Below are 23,257 nucleotides of genomic sequence, written 5' to 3' on the forward strand. Positions count from 1 at the left end.
GTGGCAGATTTCGAAGCTACTGATTTTGACTCGGTAAAGATCTCCCTTGCCTCCGCCGACCAGATCCGTTCCTGGTCGCACGGTGAGGTCAAGAAGCCGGAGACCATCAATTACCGTACCCTCAAGCCCGAGAAGGACGGCCTGTTCTGCGAGAAGATCTTCGGTCCCGCCAAGGACTGGGAGTGCTCCTGCGGCAAGTACAAGGGCATCCGCTTTAAGGGCATCGTCTGCGAGCGCTGCGGCGTCGAGGTCACCTCGGCCAAGGTGCGTCGCGACCGCATGGGCCACATCGAGCTCGCCGCTCCCGTGTCCCACATCTGGTACTTCAAGAGCCCCACGAGCTTCCCGATGAGCCGTATGCTCGACATCAAGTCCAAGGACCTCGAGAAGGTTCTGTACTTTGCCAGCTACATCATCACCGAGGTTGACTACGAGGCCCGCGAGGCCGACGCCGACGACCTGCGCGAGGAGCTCGCCGCCGATCTGGAAGAGATCGATGCCGAGTGCGCCCGCCAGATCGAGTCCCTCAAGGAGCAGGGCGACCCCGAGAACTTTGACGAGTTCTCCGACGAGGAGCCGCTGACCCCCGAGGAGATCGCCTCCGGCATCGTCGACATCGAGGAAGAGTGCAAGGACGAGAAGCAGCTCCGCACGGACGCCTTCAATGCCTTCATGAAGCTCACCGAGCGCGACCTCATCTCCGATGAGCCGCTGTTCCGCGAGATGACCCGTTACTACTCCATGTACTTCAAGGGTGGCATGGGTGCCGAGGCCGTCCGCGACCTGCTCGCTGCCATCGACCTCCCCTCCGAGGCCGAGAAGCTCAAGGCCATCATCGCCGACGAGGACTCCCAGAAGCAGAAGCGCGAGAAGGCCGTCAAGCGCCTCGAGGTCGTTGACGCCTTCCTGAAGGGCGGCAACAGCCCCGCGAACATGATCCTGGACGTCATCCCGGTCATTCCGCCCGATCTGCGCCCGATGGTCCAGCTCGACGGCGGCCGCTTCGCCGCGTCCGACCTCAACGACCTGTATCGTCGCGTGATCAACCGTAACAACCGACTCAAGCGCCTGCTCGACCTGGACGCACCTGCGATCATCGTGAACAACGAGAAGCGCATGCTCCAGGAGTCCGTGGACGCCCTGTTCGACAACGGCCGTCGTGGTCGCCCGGTCTCTGGCCGTGGCGGTCGCCCGCTCAAGTCGCTCGCCGAGGCCCTCAAGGGCAAGCAGGGTCGTTTCCGTCAGAACCTGCTGGGTAAGCGTGTCGACTACTCCGGCCGTTCGGTTATCGTTACCGACCCCAAGCTGCTGCTGCACCAGTGCGGTCTGCCCAAGACCATGGCGCTGGAGCTCTTCAAGCCCTTCGTCATGAAGCGCCTGGTCGAGCTTGGCAAGGTCGAGAACATCAAGGGTGCCAAGCGCGCTATCGACCGCGGTGCCACCTTTGTGTGGGATATCCTCGAAGAGGTCATCGACGGCCGCGTCGTGCTGCTCAACCGCGCACCGACCCTGCACCGTCTGTCCATCCAGGCCTTTGAGCCGGTGCTGGTCGAGGGCAAGGCTATCCACCTGCACCCGCTGGTCTGCTCGCCCTTCAACGCCGACTTCGACGGCGACCAGATGTCTGTCCACGTGCCGCTGTCCAGCCAAGCTCAGGCCGAGGCCCGCGTGCTCATGCTCTCTGCGAACAACCTGCGCTCGCCGGCATCCGGCAAGCCGGTCAACATCCCCTCGCAGGACATGATCATCGGTGTGTACTACCTCACCCAGGTCCGCGACGGTCTGCCGGGCGAGAACCACGTGTTCGCCAGCTTCGACGACGCGCTGCACGCCTATGACTGCCGCTCCGAGGTCGACATGCAGGCCAAGATTCAGGTCCGCGTGTCCGCTGCCGACGCCAATGTCATCAACGAGGACGGCACCCGTATCTTCCGCGTCAAGAACGGCAAGAACGAGTTTGCCGACTACGACGTCACCGGCAACAAGACCGCTCGCTTCGAGACCTCTATCGGCCGCATCATCTTCAACCGCCAGTGCCTGCCCGAAGACTACGAGTTCATGAACTACAAGATGGTCAAGGGCGACGTGGCCAAGCTGGTTGCGGACTGCTGCGATCGTTACCCCGAGGCCAAGGTCGGCCCGATCCTCGACGCCATCAAGTACTCCGGCTTCCACTACGCTACCCGCGCCGGCCTCACCATCTCGGTGTGGGACGCTCTCATCCCTGCCGAGAAGCAGGAGCTGCTCGACCGCGCCCAGGCCAACGTCGACCAGATCAACGAGTACTTCGAGGAGGGCTTCATCAACGAGACGGAGCGCCACATCGAAGTCGTTAACGAGTGGACCGCTTGTACCGATAAGGTCGCAGCGCTCATGCTCGACATGTTCGACGAGGAGAACCCGCTGTACATGATGGCCGACTCCGGCGCCCGTGGTTCTAAGACCCAGCTGCGTCAGCTCGGCGGCATGCGTGGTCTGATGGCAGACATGTCCGGCGAGACGATCGACCTTCCCATTAAGGCGAACTTCCGCGAGGGCCTGCTGCCGCTCGAGTACTTCATTTCGACCTACGGCGCCCGTAAGGGCCTGGTCGATACCGCATCCCACACCTCGGACTCTGGTTACCTGACCCGTCGTCTGGTCGACGTGGCCCAGGACGTCATCGTCCGCGAGGAGGACTGCGGTACGCACGAGGGCGTCACCTACAACCTCATCATCCCCGGCACCACCGACCTCAACACCGACCTCGTCGGCCGTTGCTTCATTGAGGACGTCGTGGCTCCCGATGGCACCGTGCTCTTTGAGCAGGACGGCTACATCGAGAAGGTCGCCGACATCCAGAAGATGGTCGATGCCGGCCTTAAGAAGGTCAAGCTTCGCGCGCTGCTCACCTGCCGCTCCAAGTACGGCGTGTGCCAGAAGTGCTACGGCTGGGATCTTTCCACCCGTCGTCCGGTCGCCATTGGTACTGCCGTCGGCATTATTGCCGCCCAGTCCATCGGCGAGCCCGGTACGCAGCTTACGATGCGTACCATTCACTCCGGCGGCGTCGCTGGCGTCGACGATATTACGCAGGGTCTGCCTACGGTCAGCCGTATGTTCGATATCGTCGGCAACGTCAATGAGAAGATCCTGGGTCGCGAGGCTGAGTTGGCTCCGTACTCCGGTCACCTCTCGATTAAGCCCGAGAAGTCCGAGTACGTGCTGACGCTCACCGACTCCGAGGATCACACCCGTGTCCTCGACGAGCGTCGCGTCCCCGCTTCGGTGCGCTTCATGCCCGAGATCGAGGACGGCTGCGAGGTTCGCGCCGGCGACCAGATCACCAAGGGCTTCGTCAACTTCCGCAACCTGCGCAAGCTGACCGACATCGAGTCGACGATGCACACCTTCGTCGAGAGCGTCAAGGACGTCTACACCAGCCAGGGCGTCGACCTGAACGACAAGCACATCGAGGTGCTCGCACGTCAGATGCTGCGTCGCGTTCAGATCACCAACCCCGGCGACTCCAAGTACCTGCTTGGTCAGTACGTCGACCGCTACGAGTTTGCCGACGAGGTCGAGCGCGTTGCCCGTCTGGGCGGTCAGGCTCCCGTGGCTGAGCCCGTCATCCTGGGTACGCTCAAGGTCGCGTCCAACATCGACTCCTGGCTGTCGAGCGCTTCGTTCATCCGTACCGCTGGCGTCCTTACCGAGGCTGCCATCGAGGGCAAGGTCGACCACCTGCTCGACCTTAAGTCCAACGTCATCGTCGGTAAGAAGATCCCGGCTGGTACTGGCCTCAAGCCGTACGCCAACGCCAAACTGACGTATCGCACGGCCGACGGCTATGTCGACATCGATGGCCCGGCTTCGCCCAACGCCAAGTCGCTGCCCGAGTGGGCTCCTGTGGAGCTCAAGGACCTGGACGAGCAGCTCCCGCAGCAGCTCGACTGGGCCGGCTACGACGAGTTCGGCGGCGCTGACGGTTCGTTCACCCGCAACGGTCACACCATCTCTGCCGAAAAGGCTCGTCTGTACCTGTTCGATGACCTGGGCGTGTCGCAGCGCTGGACCAACAAGTTCAGCGAGGTCGGCATCGAGACGGTCGGCGACCTGGTTGGCAAGTCCGAGGAGGATCTGCTGCGCATCGATGGTATCGGCGCCAAGGCGATTGAGGAGCTCCGTGACGGCCTGGAGGCCCACGACCTGCTCTACATCCTCGAGAACAACGACGACGTTGCCGACGAGGAAGACCTCTCGCAGCTGCTGCAGATGGTCTTTAGCCCCGACGGTCCGGACGATATCCTGCTGGGTACCTCCGCTCCGACGCATCACGCCGACGCCGACGAGGAGCTCCTGGGCGCCCCGATCGACGACAAGAAGGCTCCCGCTAACGGTGCCATCAACGAGGACATGGCTTCCCTCGACGAGCTGCTCAATCAGCTCGTGGACACCGACGACGCAGAAGAGGCCAAGGACAACGACGAGGAGTAACTAGTTCCGCCGTTCTAACGAACGGCGGCAACCTCCGTCGCTGCGCGGCCCCCAGAGCTACAATCTGTCATTCAAAAGGCAGGGCATGACCAAAAGGTCAATGCCCTGCCTTTTTCATGCCACCTTGTACGCTCTGGGGGCCGCTCGCTTGCGTATGCTCAACCTGTTGCGTTCCGTTGATCCCTTGCCAATAAGGGACAGGTTTATTTTGGTAGGTTTTTTCCTGCTTGAATTTGAAACATTTAGTCCGACAAGAGCGTATCTAAGGTGAGGGCCTCATCGAGAACCAATAACGTCACCGGGAGGTGATTATGGAAGAACAAGCATTTAGACAGGCGGTCGAAGATCACCGGGATGTCGTGTTTCGAATCGCATTGACGTACCTGCGCGATCGCGCTGACGCCGACGATGTCGCTCAAGACGTCTTTCTGAAGTTACTCAAAGGCGATGGAAACTTTGAAAGTTGGGAGCATCTTCGCCGCTGGCTTATCCGGGTCACGATCAATGAATGCAAATCGCTCTTTCGAAAGCCATGGAGGCGCGTGGAGGATATTGAGAACCTGGCCGATTCGCTTTCGACGGCGCAGGATGAGACCAAGGCCGTCCTATTAGACGTCATGCGGCTTCCGGAACGATTCCGTATCCCCATCGTGCTCTATTACTATCTGGGCTTCTCGACTTCAGAGATTGCCGAGTTATTGCATGTGCCAGCCGCGACCGTTCGAACGCGTTTAGCCCGCGGTAGATCGAAACTCAAGTTCATCCTAGAGGAGGGCGACCGTGAAATCCAACCAAATCAAGCAGGCCTTCGAGTCCGTCCAAGCCGATAGCGATCTTGCTGACCGTGTTCTTTATGCCGCTGCTGGTGAGCCGCTTCGCCGAAAGGGTCACGCGAAGCCTCTGTATGTTGCCGTGATCGGATGCCTTGCCGGAGTGCTGGCGACCGGAGGGGTCGCCTACGCCGTCGTCAATTCCAGTTATTTTGCCTCTGCCTGGGGAAACCATGGCAACGGAGAGTCTATTACCTGGACTCAAGGTGGCTCGTCGGGGACTAAATATACCTACACCAGAGAGTTTGGTGATGGTATCGCGCCCCAAAGCTTGGAGGGTTCAGTACAGAAGGTCAATCTGTCCGTCGAGGGCAACGGCTATACACTCGACATTCATGATATGGCTATCGACCAAAACGGCTGCGGTGCTGTGACGTTTACGCTGTCCAATCCAAATGGTGTTAACTACTACAAGCCGGCAGCAGAGACAGGCGAACTTGTTCTCTATGGTGAAGAAGAACAAGGCATCGGTACACCCAGCATGAACTTCGGCGAGGAATGGGCTGATACACGCTGCACCATTGATAAAGACACATCAAGCGACACGGTCATTAACGGCACGATGTACTTTGCATCTTGGAATCGCGATCGAGATTTACGACATGCGGTCACCTGGAATATCAGTTGGACGGAGGGCAAAGGTGAGGATGCGGAGGTGATCGAGGTATCGACGCCAGAGTTTAACGTCGGAGCGCACGTCGATACAAAAGAACTCCGCTCCGATGACTCGCCTCTCGAGATCAGTCCGTTTTCCATCCAGACGCACATCGATGATCTGGGCTATGAAGCAGTTGATCATAAACTGACCGTCACCTACAAGGATGGGTCAGAGCAGATTATCGAAGATGACGACGCAGGGGCGTACAATTTCTATGTTTCGATGGGACGCAATAGCGGAGAGAACATTTGGGTGCCAACGAAGTTGATTGATGTCGACCAAGTGGTTTCAGTAACGCTCGAAGGCACACGCTGCACTTCAACAGGGGGCGCCGAAACGTCGGAACCCTTTACCATCGTCTATTCGTAAGATTTGGGGCCGCTTTCTACTAGGGGAAGCGGCCTTCTTTGCGGTAAATGGGCGGTTAGACCGCACGATATTCGCCTGCATTCCTGAAGTATGCGGCAAAATCTTGATGGGTCGACCACACCGTATATGCTCAAGCGCTCTACCTGCGGGTTTATTATCGCAAAACCCCGGTGCGCTCGGCGGGTCCAGAATTTGCCGCATACTTCCGAAAGCGCCGCCGATTTCCATGCGACAGGTGAGAGCAGATCACCGTTGGAGCGCGACGTTTCCCCAGATAAAACCGACCAAAATAAACCTGTCCCTTTTTGGCAGGTAGCGTTGCCCCGACGAGCACGTCGGATTTCCGGGCCGGGCGGCACAGGGGTTAAGTTTGTCGCGAGTTCCGCACGAGCCGGAGGCCACTTAATGTGGCCTCCGTGCGAGCCAGGACTGTAGAGCAGCAAACTTAACCCCTGTGCCGCCCGGCCCGGAAATCCGCCTAAGCGCACAGAAGGGGATTCCTTTTGTGTAGGCTTTGCGGAAATATGCTCATTTTGGGATACGCCCGGCGGCGTGGTCTGTTGACGGCACAGCTAACGCCACGTATCCTATCGAACTGCGTGTTTCGTAGGGGGATGCTGACCCCTCGATTCAAGCCGTTGCACTTTACAGAAAGCTGGAATCATTCGAGAAGGAGTACGCTTTGCCTACTATTAACCAGCTGGTTCGCCAGGGCCGTCGTTCCGTGCCCAAGAAGTCCAAGAACGCTGCTCTGCAGCACAACTCCCAGAAGCGCGGCGTGTGCACCCGCGTCTTCACCACGAGCCCCAAGAAGCCGAACTCGGCTCTTCGTAAGGTTGCCCGTGTTCGCCTTGTCAACGGCATCGAAGTTACTGCTTACATCCCGGGTGAGGGCCACAACCTGCAGGAGCACTCCATCGTGCTCGTCCGCGGCGGTCGTGTCCGCGACCTCCCTGGTGTCCGTTATCACGTCATCCGTGGCGCCTACGACGCTGCTCCGGTCCAGAACCGTATGCAGGCCCGTTCCAAGTACGGTGCTAAGCGCCCCAAGGCCAAATAAGCCAGATAACGTTTTGATACTTTCGCCGTGTGCCGCCTTGAGCGCCGCACGGTAGACACTTAAGGAGATTTCACATGCCGCGTCGTGCAGCAGCTAATCGTCGTGAGGTTCAGCCTGACGCCGTTTACAACAACCGCCTGGTGACTCAGCTCATCAACAAGGTCCTTCTTGACGGCAAGAAGGCCACCGCTGAGCGCATCGTTTACACCGCTTTCGAGATCGTTGCCGAGAAGTCCGAGGGTGGCGACGCTCTCGCTACCTTCAAGAAGGCTATGGACAACGTCAAGCCCACGCTCGAGGTTAAGCCCAAGCGTGTCGGTGGCGCTACCTATCAGGTCCCGATGGAGGTCAACTCCCGTCGTTCCACCGCTCTGGGTATCCGCTGGATCGTCAACTTCTCCCGCGCTCGCAAGGAGAAGACCATGGCCGAGCGTCTCGCCAACGAGATCCTCGACGCTTCCAACGGCCTGGGCGCTTCCGTCAAGAAGCGTGAGGACGTCTTCAAGATGGCCGAGGCCAACCGCGCGTTCTCTCACTATCGTTGGTAAGTTAAGGTAAGGAACTAACATGGCTAAGCCTAAGTACAAGCTTTCCGATACCCGTAACATCGGCATCATGGCCCACATCGATGCCGGTAAGACCACCACGACCGAGCGTATTCTTTACTACACCGGTAAGACCCACAAGATCGGTGAGGTCCATGAGGGCGCTGCCACCATGGACTGGATGGTTCAGGAGCAGGAGCGCGGCGTAACCATTACCTCCGCTGCTACCACGTGCTTCTGGAACAAGGACGGTAAGGACTACCGCATCCAGATCATCGACACCCCGGGCCACGTTGACTTCACCGCCGAGGTCGAGCGCTGCCTGCGCGTCCTCGATGGCGCTGTCGCCGTCTTCGACGCCGTTGCCGGCGTTCAGCCCCAGTCTGAGACCGTTTGGCGTCAGGCTTCCACCTTCAACGTCCCCCGCATCGCCTTCATCAACAAGTATGACCGCGTGGGCGCTGACTTCTTCAACGCTATCGAGACCATGAAGGATCGTCTCGACGCTAACGCCGTGGCCGCTCAGGTCCCGATGGGCGCCGAGGACAACTTCTGGGGCGTCATCGACCTGGTCACCATGACTGCATGGGACTTCAAGGCCGACGAGAAGGGCATGACCTACCCCGAGCCGATGGACGAGATCCCGGCTGAGTTTGCCGACATCGCTGCCACCAAGCGCGAGGAGCTCCTTGACGCTGCTGCCAGCTTTGACGACGAGCTCATGGAGAAGATCCTCATGGAGGAGGACTTCACCGTCGAGGAGCTCAAGGCTGCTCTGCGCAAGGGCGTTCTGGCCAACGAGCTCAACCTCGTCTTCGTGGGTTCCGCCTACAAGAACAAGGGCGTCCAGGAGCTGCTCGACGCTGTCGTCGACTACCTGCCCAGCCCGCTCGACGTTGAGGCCGTCACCGGTACCGATCCGGACACCGGCGAGGAGATCCAGCGTCATCCTTCCTTCGACGAGCCCTTCTCCGGCCTGGTCTTCAAGATCATGACCGACCCGTTCGTCGGTAAGCTCACCTACGTCCGCGTTTACTCCGGCCGTGCCGAGTCCGGCTCCTACGTTGTTAACGCTTCCAACGGTCAGCGCGAGCGTCTCGGCCGCATCCTCGAGATGAACGCCGCCGAGCGTATCGACCGTGACGACGCTGCCGCTGGCGACATCGTTGCTTGCGTCGGCTTCAAGAACTCCACCACCGGCGACACCCTGTGCGCCGAGGGCAAGGAGATCGTCCTCGAGAAGATCGAGTTCGCTAAGCCCGTTATCGACGTTGCCATCGAGCCCAAGACCAAGGCCGAGCAGGACAAGATGTCCCTGGCTCTGACCAAGCTCGCCGAGGAGGACCCGACCTTCCAGGTGTCCACCAACCACGAGACCGGCCAGACCATCATCGCCGGCATGGGCGAGCTGCACCTCGAGATCATCGTCGACCGTCTGCTCCGTGAGTTCAAGGTTGACGCTAACGTTGGTAAGCCCCAGGTCGCCTACCGCGAGACCGCTGGTCACGACGTCGAGAAGGCTGAGGGCAAGTTCGTCCGTCAGTCCGGCGGTCGCGGTCAGTACGGCCACGCCGTCATCAAGCTTGAGAAGATGGAGGAGGGCTTCGGCTACGAGTTCGTCAACGCTATCGTCGGCGGCGTCGTGCCCAAGGAGTACATCCCGTCCATCGACAAGGGCATCCAGGAGGCCCTGAACACCGGTGTTATCGCCGGCTTCCCGGTCCTCGACGTTAAGGTCACCCTGTTCGACGGTTCTTACCACGAGGTCGACTCCTCCGAGGCCGCCTTCAAGATCGCCGGTTCCATGGCTATCAAGGACGCCCTCAAGAAGTCCGATCCGCAGCTGCTCGAGCCGATCATGGCTGTCGAGGTCGAGACCCCCGAGCAGTACATGGGCGACGTTATGGGCAACCTCTCCGGTCGCCGCGGCAAGATCGAGGGCATGGAGGATCGCAAGAACAGCAAGCTCATCCGTGCCAAGGTGCCGCTGGGCGAGATGTTCGGTTACGCTACCGACCTTCGCTCCCAGACCCAGGGCCGTGCATCCTACACGATGCAGTTCGACTCTTATGAGCCCGCGCCCAAGTCCATCGTGGACGAGGTCATGAGCAAGAACGCCTAAGTTCGAGCTCCCTGTTACGTAATCCTGCGAGAACATCTCTCGCACTCTTTGGAGGTTTAAGTTGGCTACCCAGAAGATCCGCATTCGCCTCAAGGGCTATGATCACGAGGTCGTCGATCAGTCCGCGAAGCTCATCGTCGAGACCGCTCAGAAGACCGGCGCTCGCGTTTCCGGTCCTGTCCCCCTGCCCACCGAGCGCAACCTGTACACGGTCATCCGCTCGCCGCACGTGAACAAGGACTCCCGTGAGCAGTTCGAGATGCGCACCCACAAGCGCCTCATCGACATCCTTGACCCCACCTCGGGCACCGTTGATTCGCTCATGCGTCTCGACCTCCCCGCTGGCGTCGACATCGACATCAAGCTCTAAGCGATATCGCTCATAGCTTAAAGGGCCCCGCTGCCATTACGGTAGCGGGGCTCTTTTGTTTTGAATGATGGTTTGCACTGCCGGATAATGCTGCCGAGTAGGTGGGTGCGGCGCCCTATTCGCTCAAGGGGCGCAGCGATGCCTCCTCAAAATGGAAGGATCGCACGCCGTCCTCCGTTTCGATGCACGCGCGACCAAAGTCATCGACCGTTTTAAAGATGCCTCGCGTCAGCTCGTCTCCAGCGGGGGAGCGGGCGATAACGTGCTCCCCGATCCAATTGAGGTGAGCGATGTATTCGTCGCGGACGGGCGCGAGCGGACCGGCGTCTTCTTCCTTGGCGTTGAGGCGCGCTGCCCAGGTATCTACAGCGTCTATAACTGCGTGATAGACCTCATCGAGGAGCACATCCACGGCGGGAACATTCTCGTTGAGGTCCGAGAGGCCAATTGCAGCCAGGCCGCCATCGGGTACCTCTTGGGGCGTGTAGTTTACGTTGACGCCAATGCCGCAGACGGCGAAGGGCATGCCTTTGTTGTCGCGTGCCGCCTCGACCAAAATGCCACCGAGCTTATGTCCTCGCGCGACGAGGTCGTTGGGCCATTTGAGGCCGATCTCGTTAGCAAGACCTTGCGCCTCGAGCGCCTCGAGCACCGCTAGGCCGCTGACGGCGGCAAGTCCAGAGTACTTGGTGGGATCAACACGTGGACGTAGGACAATCGAGAGCAACAGGTTGCCGGCGGTTGAATCCCACTTGTGGCCGCGTCGGCCGCGTCCTGCCGTTTGCGCGCGGGCGGCAAGTCCCGTGCCGTGCGGCGCACCCTGTTTTCCTGCTTCGAGCAGGTCTTCGTTGGTCGATCCGGTTACGTCGACTATCGTTAATTGGGCATCCATAGCGGCTGCCACCTCCTTAATTAATAAGTGAATAACGCAATGGTGTCGAGAGACAGACACAATGTGAAGCCTTTGTCGCATTTGGACAATTTAATGTTAACACGTCAACAACGACTGAAATGCGCTATCCTCTCTTGGTCGATGTAAACACGTCAACAACTCAAAGGAGGTTAGTGATGGGCTTCACGATTCTTGGAACAGGCTCGGCGCTTCCCGAGCGCAGTGTTTCCAATGACGAGCTGTCCGAGCTCCTCGATACCTCGGATGAGTGGATTTTTACCCGCACAGGTATCAAGAGCCGCCACGTCTGCACCACCGAGTCACTTGACGACCTTGCCGTAGCGGCGAGCGAGCGGGCACTCCAGGTGTCCGGAATCGACGCGAGCCAGCTGGATCTGATCGTCTGCTCGACGACGACGGGTGACCACCTTGTTCCCGCTGAGGCGTGTGCCGTTGCTGAGCGACTAGGCGCGACATGCCCCGCCTTCGATGTCTCGGCGGCCTGCGCCGGCTTCGTATTTGCGCTCGATGTCGCCGAGGGCTATATCGCCCGCGGTCGCGCCGAGCGCGTGCTGGTCGTTGCCGCCGAGCAGATGACGCGCGCGCTCGATTGGACCGACCGTGCCACCTGCGTGCTCTTTGGCGATGGGGCAGGCGCCGCAGTGATTGAGGCTGGGGGAGACAGTCCCCTTGCCGTTGAGCTTTCGACGGCGCCCGACGTCGAGACGTTGTGCGTTCCCGGTCTGGTCGGCACCTCGCCGTTTAAGGCTTCCGCAGATAGCGCGAGCGTGCTGTCCATGAATGGCCGCCGCGTGTTCAAGTTCGGCGTCAACGCCATCTGCGACACGGTCCATAAGCTTGCGAGCGATGCGGGCATTTCGGTCGAAGACATCGACCATTTTGTATTCCATCAGGCTAACGAACGAATCCTGAGTCAGGCGGTCAAGCGCCTCGGCGTTCCAGACGAGCGCGTGGTTCGAACGCTGCGCGAGACCGGCAACATTTCGAGCGCCTGCATTCCCTTTGCGCTTGACCGGCTGGCAAACGCCGGTGCACTTCACACGGGCGACACCATCGCCTTGGTTGGATTTGGCGCCGGTCTGGATATAGGTGGCTATCTGCTTCGTTGGAAGTAGTCGCACATAGGAAATAAAAACGCCCTAGGGCACAACCAAAGGAGAACTACCATGGCAGATCAGAAGACCTTCGAGCGCGTTTGCGACGTTATCCGCGAGACCGCCGGCCTTGACGACGTTGAGATGAAGCCCGAGTCCACGCTCGAGGAGATTGGCCTCGACAGCCTGGGCACCGTCGAGATTCTCGTCGCCGTCGAGGACGAGTTTGGCATCCAGCTCGATACCGAGGAGAACCCCAAGACGGTCGGCGAGTTCGCCGATACGGTTGAGGCGGCATTGGAGAAGTAGAGATGCTCAAGACTCCTCTCTGCGATCTGCTCGGCATCGAGAAGCCCGTGTTCCAGGGCGGTATGGCCTGGATTGCCGATGCGTCGCTGGCATCGGCCGTATCCGAGGCAGGCGGCTTAGGGATTATCGCGGCCATGAACGCCGACGCCAACTGGCTGCGCGACCAGATTCACGAGCTGCGCGCCAGGACGGATAAGCCCTTTGGCGTCAACGTCATGCTCATGAGCCCGTTTGCCGACGAGGTCGCGCAGGTCGTGATTGACGAGCGAGTACCGGTCGTCGTGACGGGCGCCGGCAATCCCGCCAAGTACATGAAGGCGTGGAACGAGGCGGGCATCAAGGTCATCCCGGTCGTTGCCTCGGTGGCGCTGGCGCGCCTCGTGGCGCGTCGTGGAGCCACGGCGGTTGTTGCCGAGGGCACCGAATCGGGCGGCCATATTGGCGAGACCTCGACGATGGCACTGGTGCCGCAGGTCGTCGATGCGGTCGACATTCCCGTCGTGGCCGCTGGCGGTATCGCGGATGGCCGCGGGGTGGCGGCCGCCTTTATGCTTGGCGCCGCTGGCGTCCAAGTGGGCACGCGTTTTCTCGTTGCCGATGAGTGTAACGTCTCCGAGCAATACAAAGAGCTGGTGCTCAAGGCGGGAGACACCTCGACGCGTGCGACCGGTCGCTCGACGGGACATCCGGTGCGCGCCCTCAAGAGCCCCTTCACCAACGCCTATGCCAAGAGCGAGGGTTCCGGTGCGAGTGCCGAGGAGCTCGGTGCTATGGGAACCGGTGCGCTGCGTAAGGCCGCCAAGGACGGCAACTACGAAGAGGGTTCGTTTTTGTGTGGACAGATTGCCGGCATGGTCAACGAGCGCCAGAGCGCACGCGAAATCGTTGACGACCTGGTCGATGGTGCCGAGCGCGTCCTGAAGGGTGCGTCCGCATGGGTAGCGTAGCGTTTCTGTTTGCCGGCCAGGGTGCCCAGCATCCTGCGATGGGCGTCGACCTCATCGAAGTATCGCCGGCGGCTGCTGAGGTGTTTGCAATCGCCGATGAGGTGCGCCCGGGGACCAGTGAGCAGTGCCGGAGCGCCTCCAAGGAGGAGCTGTCGCAGACCGTGAACACGCAGCCCTGCGTGTTCGTTCATGACCTGGCAGCGGCTGCCGCCCTGCGTGAGCGCAGCGTGGTGCCTGCCGCCTGTGCGGGATTTTCGCTGGGCGAGGTCGCCGCGCTCACCTTTGCGGGGGCGTTCGATACGCGAGCGGGCTTTGAGCTCGTGTGCGAGCGCGCGGCGCTGATGGCCGCGGCTGCCGAGCGCCATCCGGGCGGCATGCGCGCCGTCATCAAGCTCGATGCGGTGCAAGTCGAGGGCCTGGCAAAACAGGCCGGCGAGGACTGCTGGCCAGTCAACTACAACAGTCCGCAGCAGACGGTTGTGGCCGGAGCGCCCGAGGCGCTGCAGGAGCTCGACGTCCTAGTAAAAGAGGCCGGCGGCCGCGCTATGAAAGTCGCGGTGTCGGGTGCATTTCATAGCCCCTATATGGCAGAGGCGACTGAGGGGCTGGCGACGTATATCCAAGACGGCTACGCGCCGTCTCCGTTGCTAATTCCGGTCATGTCAAACATGACGGCGGCGCCCTATCCGACGGACCCGCGAGCGGCATCGGATGTCTTGGCCAACCAGGTGAGCCATGCCGTGCACTGGGTCGACACGCTGCACGCTCTGCAGGATCAGGGCATCGATACGTTTATTGAGGTCGGACCTGGCAAAACGCTGTCGGGCCTGGTCAAGCGTACGCTGAGCGACGTTCGCGTGTATTCGTGCGAAACGGCCGAGCAGGTCGCAGCTATTGCCGACGAGCTCGCATAGTCCATAGGGCTGTAACCCGAAAGGAATGACATGGGCAATTTGAACAACGGCACGCTCGAGCGCAACGACTCACGTCGCGTGGCACTGGTCACGGGCGGCTCGCGTGGTATCGGCCGCGCCTGCGCTGTCGGTCTGGCGGAGGACGGCTTTGATATCGCCGTCGTCTATGCCGGCAGCGTCGATGCGGCGCGCGAGACGTGCGAAGCCTGCGAGGCGGCTGGCGCCGCGGCATGCGCGTATCAATGCGACGTGGCCGACCCCGCTGCCGTCAACGCGTGCGTGGAAGCGGTCCTCAACGACTTTGGCTCCATTTGGGCGCTCGTCAACAACGCCGGCATCACGCGCGACGGCCTGCTCATGCGTATGGGCGACGATGCCTTCGACCGTGTGCTCGATGTCAATCTTAAAGGAACGTTTAACACGACGCGCGCGCTCACCAAGACCTTTATGCGCCAGCGTGGCGGTTGCGTCATCAACATGAGCTCGGTCGTGGGCCTGATGGGCAATGCCGGGCAAGCCAACTACGCTGCCTCCAAGGCAGGCGTCATCGGCCTGACCAAGGCGGTGGCGCGCGAGCTTGCGCCCCGCGGCGTACGAGTCAATGCGGTCGCCCCCGGGTTTGTCGAGACGGATATGACGGCAAAGCTCTCGGAGAAGGTTCGCGCGGCAGCCGAGGAGCAGATTCCCCTAAAGCGCATGGCGCGCCCCGAGGAAGTGGCCGGCGTGGTGCGCTTTTTGGCGAGCGATGCGGCTGCCTACATTACGGGCGAGGTCGTACGCGTCGACGGCGGAATGGCGATGTAGAAACCAGGGTCGAAGAACGGCTTGGATGAGGAGACCATGATGGAACAGAGAGTTGCAATCACCGGCATCGGTGCCGTATCGCCGCTCGGCAACACGGCGCTTGCCACCTGGGCGGCCATGTGCGCCGGCACGTGCGGCATCGGCCCGATCACGCACTTCGATACCGATGCGTTTGCCGTCAAGGTGGCGGCCGAGGTCAAGGGCTTTGACGGCAACGAGTACTTTGGCAAGCGTGATGCAAAGCATCTGGACCCCTGCGTTCAGTTTGCGATGGCGGCTTCGGACGAGGCCATGCACGATGCGGGCTTTGATGTCGAAGGCGCCATCGATCGAGAGCGCCTGGGCGTCTACGTGGGCTCGGGTGTGGGCGGCATGCAGACACTCGTCGACAACGTCCACACGATCGCCGATCGGGGGCCTCGTCGCGCATCGCCTTACATGATCGCGATGATGATTCCCAACATGGCTTCGGGCAACATCGCGATTCGCCATAAGGCAAAGGGCCCGACCCTGCCCGTGGTGACCGCGTGCGCAACCTCGGCCCATGCGGTGGGCGAGGCGTTCCGCGCCATCAAGCACGGCTATGCCGATGCGATTCTCGCCGGCGGTGCCGAGGCCGCAATTATCCCCGATGCCGTTGCGGGCTTTACGTCCTGCCGCGCATTGACCACCAACCCTGATCCCGCGACGGCTTGCCGCCCGTTCGATGCAGACCGCGATGGCTTTGTGATGGGCGAGGGCGCCTGCGTGCTGGTACTCGAGAGCATGGAGCATGCGCAGGCGCGCGGTGCGCACATTTACGCCGAGGTCGTGGGCTACGGCAACACCGATGATGCCTATCACATCACGAGCCCCGATCCCGAGGCTGCTGGCATTGCCCGCGCGATATCGCTGGCGGTGACCGAGGGCGACGTCAAGCCTTCCGAGGGTCTCTACATCAATGCCCACGGCACATCGACCAAGCTCAACGATTCGTCCGAGACGGCGGGCATTAAGCGTGCGCTCGGCGAGGACGCGGCGCGCGCCGCGCACGTTTCGTCGACTAAGTCGATGACCGGTCACATGATCGGTGCCACGGGTGCCATCGAGGTCATGGCCTGCGCCATGGCGCTCGAGCAGGGCGTGGTGCCGCCGACCATTAACTACCACACGCCCGATCCCGCCTGCGATCTTGACTACACGCCCAATCGCGCGGTTCGCGCCGACCTTACCTGGGCGCTTTCGACCAACCTGGGCTTTGGCGGGCACAACGCCGCCATCGCGCTGCGTAGATATACGAGGAGCTAGAGCATGGATTCCAAAAGACTTGCCGAGATAGCCGATGTTATGGAGGACCGCGGCCTCACGCGCGTACGCGTTGAGGAGCCCGATGGCACCGCGGTCGAACTCGAGCGCGCGAGCGCCGCGCAGCCGGTTGCCGTGCCCATGCCTATGCCGGGTGCCGTGACTGCTCCGGCGGTGGCTCCTGTCGCCATGCCTGCCGCCGCACCGGAGCCCGCCGCGCAAGCGCCTGCCGCCGCACCGGAGCCTAAGGGCACCGAGGTGACCGCTCCCATGGTCGGCGTTTTCTATGCTGCCCCGGCGCCGGGCGACGAGCCATTTGTGCACGTGGGCTCCAAGGTCAAGGCCGGTGAGACCCTCTGCATCATCGAGGCCATGAAGGTTCTCAACGAGGTGACGGCCGAGGCAGACGGCGAGGTACTCGAGATCTGCGTGGCCGACGGCGACCTCGTGGAGTTCGGCAGTTGCCTTATGAGGATCGGATAGGTGATGTCCATGAACAGAGAAGAGCTCAAGAAGCTGTTGCCGCATCGCGAACCGATGCTTTTGCTCGACGAGGCCGAGCTGGTGGGCGACGAGGCCCACGGCAAGATCACGATTACGGGTGACGAGTACTTTTTGCAGGGGCATTTTCCGGGAAACCCGGTGGTCCCCGGCGTGATTCAGTGCGAGATGCTCGCCCAAAACTGTTGCGTGCTGCTGATGGGCGATGAGGAGGCGCGCGGCGCGACGCCGTTCTATACGAGTCTGGACAAGGTGCGCTTTAAGCGTCCGGTGCGACCGGGCGACACGGTGGATCTGGTGTGCTCCATCACGCGTGCGCGCGGGCCGTTCCGCTTTGCGACGGGCACCGCGAGCGTCAACGGTGAGGTTTGCTGCCGCGCCGATATGTCTTTTGCACTCATGCACGAAAGTTAAGGAAGGCTTCATGTTCGACAAAGTGCTCATCGCCAACCGCGGCGAAGTCGCGGTCCGTGTTATCCGCTCGTGCCGCGATATGGGCATCAAGACCGTCGCCGTTTATTCCACGGCCGATGCGGACGCGCTGCACGTGCAGCTTGCCGACGAGGCATATTGCATCGGCGGTCCGCGTCTTGCCGAGAGCTACCTCAACGACGATGCTGTGCTCACCTGTGCCGTGAAGTCGGGGGCAAAGGCGATCCATCCTGGCTACGGTTTCTTTTCCGAGAAGGCGAGCTTCGTGCGCGACTGCGACAAGTATGGCCTGGCGTTTGTCGGTCCTTCGGCCAAGGTGATCGACAGCATGGGCGACAAGGACGCCGCGCGTCGAACGGCCGCCGCGGCGGGCGTGCCCATCGTGCCGGGCTGCGATTTGCTCAAAAGTCCCGAGGAGGCAACGGCCGAGGCTGAGCGCATTGGCTGCCCCGTGCTTATTAAAGCGCGTGCGGGTGGAGGCGGCCGCGGTATTCGCAAGGTCGAGCGCGTGGAAGATGCGGCAAAGGCGTTCATCGAGGCACGTGCCGAGGGCGAGGCCGTCTTTGGCGACGGCGAGTGCTACATGGAGAAGTTCGTCGCGCCCGCGCACCATGTCGAGGTGCAGATTATGGCCGATAAGCAGGGCCATGTGTTTTCGCTCGGCGAACGCGAGTGCTCGGTGCAGCGCCGCAACCAAAAGCTAATCGAGGAGAGCCCCGCGCCGTGCCTCGACGGACGCGATGATATTCGCGCGCGCATGCACAAGGCCGCGCGCGACCTGGCTCGTGCCGTTGGCTATGAGGGCGCCGGCACCATTGAGTTTCTGTACTCAGATGACGGCAATTTCTACTTTATGGAAATGAACACGCGCTTGCAGGTGGAGCATCCGGTTACGGAGTTTGTGACCGATACCGACTTGGTCAAGTGGCAGCTGCGCGTGGCTGCCGGCCAGCCTCTGCCCTTTGAGCAGGAGGACATGCCGGTCCGCAACCACGCCATGGAGTGCCGCATCAATGCCGAAACGCCGGACTTTCTGCCGTCATGTGGAACGGTCACCGCGTTGCGTGTGCCGGGTGGTCCGCGCGTACGCTGGGATTCCGCCATGTTTACCGGTGCGAAAGTTCCGCCGTACTACGACTCCATGCTTGGCAAGCTCATCGTGTGTGCGCCCACGCGTGACGGCGCCATTCGCAAGATGCGATCGGCCCTGGGCGAGCTCGTGATTGAAGGCGTGAGCGAAAACAGCGAGCTTCAGCTCGACGTGCTGGCAAACGACGAGTTCTTGTCGGGCATGTACCACACCGATCTGATGGGGCATCTCTATGCTGATGAATAGAAAAGCGAAGACGGTCAACGTTCTCGAGGGGCCGATGACCGAGTCGTGCGCCGAGTTTCCTGCGCGCCACGTGTTTATCAAGTGCCCGGAGTGCCGCCGTGTGATCGATGAGGCGCGCCTGCACGACAACCTCGAGGTCTGCCCTCGTTGCGGCAAGCACTTTCGCGTGAGCGGTCGCGCGCGCATGCGCATGACGGTCGACGAGGGCACGTTTGAGGAATGGGATGCTAATCTGGCGTCGGAGGACTTCCTCTCGTTTCCCGGTTATGCCGACAAACTCAAGAGCGTGAGCGAGCGTTCGGGCGAGCGCGATGCCGTTGTGTGCGGCAGGGGCAAAATCTGCGGTTGCGATACAGCTCTCTTCTTTATGGATGCCAACTTTATGATGGGCTCGATGGGTTCCGTGGTGGGCGAGAAGATCTGTCGCACATTTGAGCGTGCGACCGAGATGGGATTGCCAGTTGTCGGCTTTACCGTTTCGGGCGGTGCGCGCATGCAAGAGGGCGTGACATCGCTTATGCAGATGGCCAAGATTTCTGCGGCGGTTAGGCGCCACAGCGAGGCGGGCGGCCTGTATACCACGGTGCTCACCGACCCCACGACTGGCGGCGTGACCGCGAGCTTTGCCATGGAGGGCGACATTATCCTGGCCGAGCCCGATGCCCTGACGGCATTTGCCGGCCCGCGCGTGATCGAGCAGAACATGCACAAGCGCCTGCCCAAGGGATTCCAGCGCTCCGAGTTTTTGCTGGAGCACGGCTTTTGCGATGCCGTTGTTCCGCGTGGCGAGATTGCGCTCACGGTAGGCGAGCTGCTGGCGCTGCACGAAGGGCACGCGCCCGGCCTGGGGGCACCGCATGAGATCGTGCATACGGGTCGCCGCGGCAAAAAGTTGGGACACTTGTTCAAGCGCTCGGCCGCACCAAAAACCGCGCTCGAGATTGTCAAGCAGACCCGCTCGGCAGATCGCGCCACGGCAGGCGAGATGATCTCGCTGGGCCTGGATGGATTTGTGGAGCTGCACGGGGACCGCTACTTTGGCGACGACGCCGCTGTGGTGGCTGGCATTGGCTGGAAGGACGGACGCCCCGTAACGGTCATCGCCATCGAACGCGGCACCACGACCAAAGAGCGCATGCGTCGCAACTTTGGTATGGCACATCCCGAGGGCTACCGCAAAGCGCGTCGTCTTATGCGCCAGGCCGAAAAGTTTGGCCGACCGGTTCTGTGCCTGGTCGATACTTCGGGCGCGTTTTGCGGCATCGGTGCCGAGGAACGCGGCCAGGGCGAGGCGATTGCCCAGAATCTCATGGAGATGAGCGGCCTTAAGACGCCGATTGTCTCGGTGGTGACAGGCGAGGGCGGCTCTGGTGGCGCGCTGGCGCTGTCCGTGGCCGACCGCATCCTGATGCTCTCGAGCTCGGCCTATTCGGTCGTGAGCCCCGAGGCCTGTGCGTCGATCCTGTGGAAGGATACCGAGCGCGCGAATGAGGCCGCCGAGGCGCTTAAGCTCACGGCCCCCGATCTGTTGGCGCTCGGCATCATCGACGGCATTGTCGACGATAGGGACCTGTCACATGAGGAGATTGCCGGTGCCGTCATGTCCTCGGCATTTGATGCCTTCGATACGCTTGGGCGGCTCGACGACGCGACCCTCACAAACCTCCGCTACGAAAAGTACCGCGCAATCGGTCAGTACCGCACGATGTGACAAAGGGACAGTCCGCATGTCACATTGGGAAAGGCATTCCATGCCACAAGTTTCTAACACCTCGTTTACAACGATGGTTTCATCAAACGCCATGGCCGTGGTGGACTATCTGTCCAAAAGCATGATGTCGGCGCTGCCGTTTATTGTCTGCGCGGCGTTGTTCCGCACCGTCGCCGTCATTATGGGCGAAGGCATGCTGGGCCTGTGGTCGGCCGATTCCGAAATCTATCGCCTGTTCTACAGTTGGCTCTATAACGCCGGCTACTACTTTTTGCCCATCTATCTTGGTTGGGCGGCTGCCCGCCAGCTCGGTTGCTCGGAACAACTGGGCATGATGCTGGGCGGCGTATTGATTGCGCCCGATCTGCTTAAGCTCGTCGATGCCGCATCGACGACGGGGGCATCGATGACTTCCGTGTATGGCCTGCTTCCCGCGCCGGTCAACGATTACACGGCGACTGTTATTCCGATTCTCATCTCGGTGCCCGTGCTATGGCGAGTGGAGTGTTTCTTTCAGCGCGTTATCCCTAAGGCCGTGGCGTTTTCGTTCGTTCCGTTTGCGACCATGCTCGTCATGGTTCCGGTTTCGCTGTGCATTACGGCGCCGGCGGGCAGCTATCTGGGCATGCTGTTGGGACAGCTTATGTTTATGCTTGGCAATTCCGGTGGTATCGTGTCGCTGCTTACGCTCATGGGGCTTGCCGCGGGTTGGGAGTTCCTTAAGATTGCGGGCATCAGCAACGTTGTCCTATCGCTCGCCTATGCGCAGTTTATGAGTGTGGGAACGGATTCGTGCATCCTGATCGCCGCGACGATGGCAACGTTCGCCGTTTGGGGCATGCCCTTTGGCGCGTCGCTTCGCGTTGCGGATAAGGACGAGAAGGCGCTCATGCTGGGCTATTCAATCTCGGGTGTTCTTGGCGGCGTAAGCGAGCCGGCGCTGTACGGTTGCGGCTTTAAATATGGCGGGTGCCTGACGTGCATGGCCATTGGCGGCGCCGTCGGAGGCCTTGTTGCAGCCGTGGGCCACGTTACGGCCTATACCATCGGTATGACGAATGTCCTCATGGTCATTGGTTTTGCCACGGGCGGCATCTCGAACCTGCTATGGTGCTGTGCTGCCGGCGGTGTGGCATTTGCGGTGTCTGCGGCGCTGAGCTACTGCTTTGGCGTGGTGCCGGCGAAGGGGCAGGCGGCAGAAGACGGAGCCGATTTGCCCGAAACCTCGAAGAACGTGGCCGAAGTAAGCGTGTAAACCTGTGCGACACAAGGACGATTCCTTTGCCACATTCCAAGGCCGTGGCCCGTGTGGGTTGCGGCCTTTTTTGTATCTGGGGGATAAAGTGGCTACACTACAATCCGTTTGAGCAATAGATATATAGGTAGTACCGTGGGGGCGGATGTAGATGGTCGAGTGGATTGTTAAGCGTGCGCAGGGCGACCGTGCGCGCGTGGGCACGTTGACGGGCGTGGTGTGTATTCTCGCCAATGTTGCGCTTTGTGCTGCGAAGGGCGCAATTGGTGTGGTTTCGGGATCGGTTTCGATTGTGGCGGATGCCATGAACAACCTGTCCGATGCCAGCTCGAATATCGTGAGCGTGCTGGGCTTTAAGCTGGCGAGCAAGCCGGCCGACCCCGAGCATCCTTACGGCCACGGTCGCTACGAGTATCTCTCGGGTCTGGTCGTGGCTGCACTCGTGCTGCTGATCGGCCTTGAGCTTATCAAATCCTCGTTTGAGCGCATCATCCACCCCGAACCTGTCGAGTTCTCGCTTGCCCTGGTGGCGGTCCTGGCGCTTTCGATGGTCGTAAAGCTCTGGATGGCGGCCCTCAACCAAAAGCTCGGTGACCGCATTGAGTCCGAGACGCTGCATGCGACCGCGCAGGATTCCAAGAACGATGTCCTTGCCACGGGCGCCGTGCTAGCGTGCGCAATTGTTTCGCAGGTGACGGGCATCAACCTCGACGCTTGGGTCGGCCTTGCCGTTGGCGCCTATATTGGCTGGAGCGGCTTTGAACTCATCCAGGATACGGTGAGCCCGCTTTTGGGCCAGACGCCCGATCCTAAGCTGGTCACGCACATTCGAGACAAGATCATGAGCTACCCCGGCGTTTTGGGCGTTCACGATCTGATGGTTCACGACTACGGCCCGGGCAGGAAGTTCGCAAGCGCTCATGCTGAGATGGCAGCCGAGGCAAGCCCGCTGGAAAGTCACGACACGCTCGATAACATCGAGCAGTCGTTTAGGAACGAAGACGGCATGATTGTCACACTTCACTACGACCCCATCGTGACCGACGATCCAAAGGTGGCGAGCATGCGCTTGCGCATCAACGCTATGGCTCAAGAGATCGATAGCCGCCTCTCGATTCATGACCTACGTTGTGTGCCGGGTCCTACGCACACCAACGTGATCTTTGACTGCGTGCGCCCCTCGGATCTGCAGATGAGTGCCGAAGACTTAAAGCACGCGCTGGCACAACGGGTCGAATCGGAATATCCCAAGTCGATTGCCAAGATTACGATCGACGAAGACTACGTAGGACATACCCACAAGTAAGGCTGTGCCGGCAAAGCAGGT

The 23,257-nt window shown here is 60.9% G+C and carries 20 protein-coding genes; 19 read left to right on the forward strand and 1 reads right to left on the reverse strand.

Annotation, left to right across the window (positions count from 1 at the left end):
* The 7 genes from DWY05_RS04595 to rpsJ all read left to right on the forward strand — a co-directional run bounded on the left by DWY05_RS04595 (position 1) and on the right by rpsJ (position 10,430).
* Positions 1-4,476: a DNA-directed RNA polymerase subunit beta' gene (locus DWY05_RS04595; protein WP_199409564.1), complete on the forward strand. Its 4,476-nt coding sequence runs from the start codon at positions 1-3 to the stop codon at positions 4,474-4,476.
* A gap of 311 nt (positions 4,477-4,787) precedes the next feature.
* Complete coding sequence (locus DWY05_RS04600; protein ID WP_117820798.1) at positions 4,788-5,306, forward strand: RNA polymerase sigma factor; 519 nt, start codon at positions 4,788-4,790, stop codon at positions 5,304-5,306.
* Positions 5,257-6,333, forward strand: a complete 1,077-nt coding sequence (locus tag DWY05_RS04605; protein ID WP_117820799.1) for a DUF4179 domain-containing protein — start codon at positions 5,257-5,259, stop codon at positions 6,331-6,333. Before DWY05_RS04600 ends, DWY05_RS04605 begins: the two co-directional genes overlap by 50 nt.
* Before the next feature lie 682 nt (positions 6,334-7,015).
* The gene (rpsL, locus tag DWY05_RS04610; RefSeq protein ID WP_006235012.1) at positions 7,016-7,393 is read left to right on the forward strand and encodes a 30S ribosomal protein S12; all 378 of its coding nucleotides are present in this window, start codon (positions 7,016-7,018) and stop codon (positions 7,391-7,393) included.
* A gap of 74 nt (positions 7,394-7,467) precedes the next feature.
* A complete protein-coding gene (gene rpsG, locus DWY05_RS04615; protein ID WP_006235013.1) occupies positions 7,468-7,941 on the forward strand; it encodes a 30S ribosomal protein S7 in 474 nt (157 codons plus the stop codon).
* A 19-nt stretch (positions 7,942-7,960) separates the two neighbouring features.
* Positions 7,961-10,060 (forward strand): elongation factor G, encoded by a 2,100-nt coding sequence (gene fusA / locus DWY05_RS04620; RefSeq protein ID WP_022094183.1) that lies wholly within the window; start codon positions 7,961-7,963, stop codon positions 10,058-10,060.
* Between the two features lie 61 nt (positions 10,061-10,121).
* On the forward strand, positions 10,122-10,430 hold the full coding sequence (rpsJ, locus tag DWY05_RS04625; protein WP_022094184.1) for a 30S ribosomal protein S10: 309 nt from the start codon (positions 10,122-10,124) through the stop codon (positions 10,428-10,430).
* Between the two features lie 115 nt (positions 10,431-10,545).
* Here rpsJ and DWY05_RS04630 read toward each other — a convergent pair whose 3' ends face one another.
* A complete protein-coding gene (locus DWY05_RS04630) occupies positions 10,546-11,322 on the reverse strand; it encodes a biotin--[acetyl-CoA-carboxylase] ligase (RefSeq protein WP_158558690.1) in 777 nt (258 codons plus the stop codon).
* Between the two features lie 176 nt (positions 11,323-11,498).
* Here DWY05_RS04630 and DWY05_RS04635 point away from each other — a divergent pair, with 176 nt between their 5' ends.
* From DWY05_RS04635 to DWY05_RS04690, 12 genes are all read left to right on the forward strand, one after another.
* Positions 11,499-12,458 carry a 3-oxoacyl-ACP synthase III family protein gene (locus DWY05_RS04635; protein WP_117820801.1) on the forward strand — a complete coding sequence of 320 codons (960 nt, stop codon included), beginning with the start codon at positions 11,499-11,501 and terminating at the stop codon, positions 12,456-12,458.
* Between the two features lie 51 nt (positions 12,459-12,509).
* On the forward strand, positions 12,510-12,746 hold the full coding sequence (locus tag DWY05_RS04640) for an acyl carrier protein (RefSeq protein WP_006235019.1): 237 nt from the start codon (positions 12,510-12,512) through the stop codon (positions 12,744-12,746).
* A 2-nt stretch (positions 12,747-12,748) separates the two neighbouring features.
* A complete protein-coding gene (fabK, locus tag DWY05_RS04645) occupies positions 12,749-13,693 on the forward strand; it encodes an enoyl-[acyl-carrier-protein] reductase FabK (RefSeq protein WP_117820802.1) in 945 nt (314 codons plus the stop codon).
* On the forward strand, positions 13,681-14,607 hold the full coding sequence (locus DWY05_RS04650) for an ACP S-malonyltransferase (RefSeq protein WP_117820803.1): 927 nt from the start codon (positions 13,681-13,683) through the stop codon (positions 14,605-14,607). The genes fabK and DWY05_RS04650 overlap by 13 nt, the downstream gene beginning before the upstream one ends.
* Before the next feature lie 30 nt (positions 14,608-14,637).
* Positions 14,638-15,411, forward strand: coding sequence for a 3-oxoacyl-[acyl-carrier-protein] reductase (gene fabG, locus DWY05_RS04655; RefSeq protein ID WP_117820804.1), 774 nt, complete (start codon positions 14,638-14,640; stop codon positions 15,409-15,411).
* Between the two features lie 39 nt (positions 15,412-15,450).
* On the forward strand, positions 15,451-16,698 hold the full coding sequence (fabF, locus tag DWY05_RS04660) for a beta-ketoacyl-ACP synthase II (protein ID WP_117820805.1): 1,248 nt from the start codon (positions 15,451-15,453) through the stop codon (positions 16,696-16,698).
* A gap of 3 nt (positions 16,699-16,701) precedes the next feature.
* Positions 16,702-17,178, forward strand: a complete 477-nt coding sequence (gene accB, locus DWY05_RS04665; RefSeq protein ID WP_117765060.1) for an acetyl-CoA carboxylase biotin carboxyl carrier protein — start codon at positions 16,702-16,704, stop codon at positions 17,176-17,178.
* Between the two features lie 9 nt (positions 17,179-17,187).
* Entirely contained in the window at positions 17,188-17,610 is a 423-nt protein-coding gene (gene fabZ / locus DWY05_RS04670) for a 3-hydroxyacyl-ACP dehydratase FabZ (protein WP_117820821.1), read from the forward strand.
* 10 nt (positions 17,611-17,620) lie between these two features.
* Positions 17,621-18,964 (forward strand): acetyl/propionyl/methylcrotonyl-CoA carboxylase subunit alpha, encoded by a 1,344-nt coding sequence (locus tag DWY05_RS04675; protein ID WP_117820806.1) that lies wholly within the window; start codon positions 17,621-17,623, stop codon positions 18,962-18,964.
* Positions 18,951-20,675 carry an acetyl-CoA carboxylase, carboxyltransferase subunit beta gene (accD, locus tag DWY05_RS04680; RefSeq protein ID WP_117820807.1) on the forward strand — a complete coding sequence of 575 codons (1,725 nt, stop codon included), beginning with the start codon at positions 18,951-18,953 and terminating at the stop codon, positions 20,673-20,675. Before DWY05_RS04675 ends, accD begins: the two co-directional genes overlap by 14 nt.
* 40 nt (positions 20,676-20,715) lie before the next feature.
* On the forward strand, positions 20,716-21,930 hold the full coding sequence (locus DWY05_RS04685) for a PTS fructose transporter subunit IIB (protein WP_147335204.1): 1,215 nt from the start codon (positions 20,716-20,718) through the stop codon (positions 21,928-21,930).
* Between the two features lie 151 nt (positions 21,931-22,081).
* Positions 22,082-23,236, forward strand: coding sequence for a cation diffusion facilitator family transporter (locus tag DWY05_RS04690; RefSeq protein ID WP_117820809.1), 1,155 nt, complete (start codon positions 22,082-22,084; stop codon positions 23,234-23,236).
* Positions 23,237-23,257: the final 21 nt, after the last annotated feature.

The organism is Collinsella sp. AF23-4AC (genome assembly GCF_003462685.1).
Lineage (GTDB): Bacteria > Actinomycetota > Coriobacteriia > Coriobacteriales > Coriobacteriaceae > Collinsella.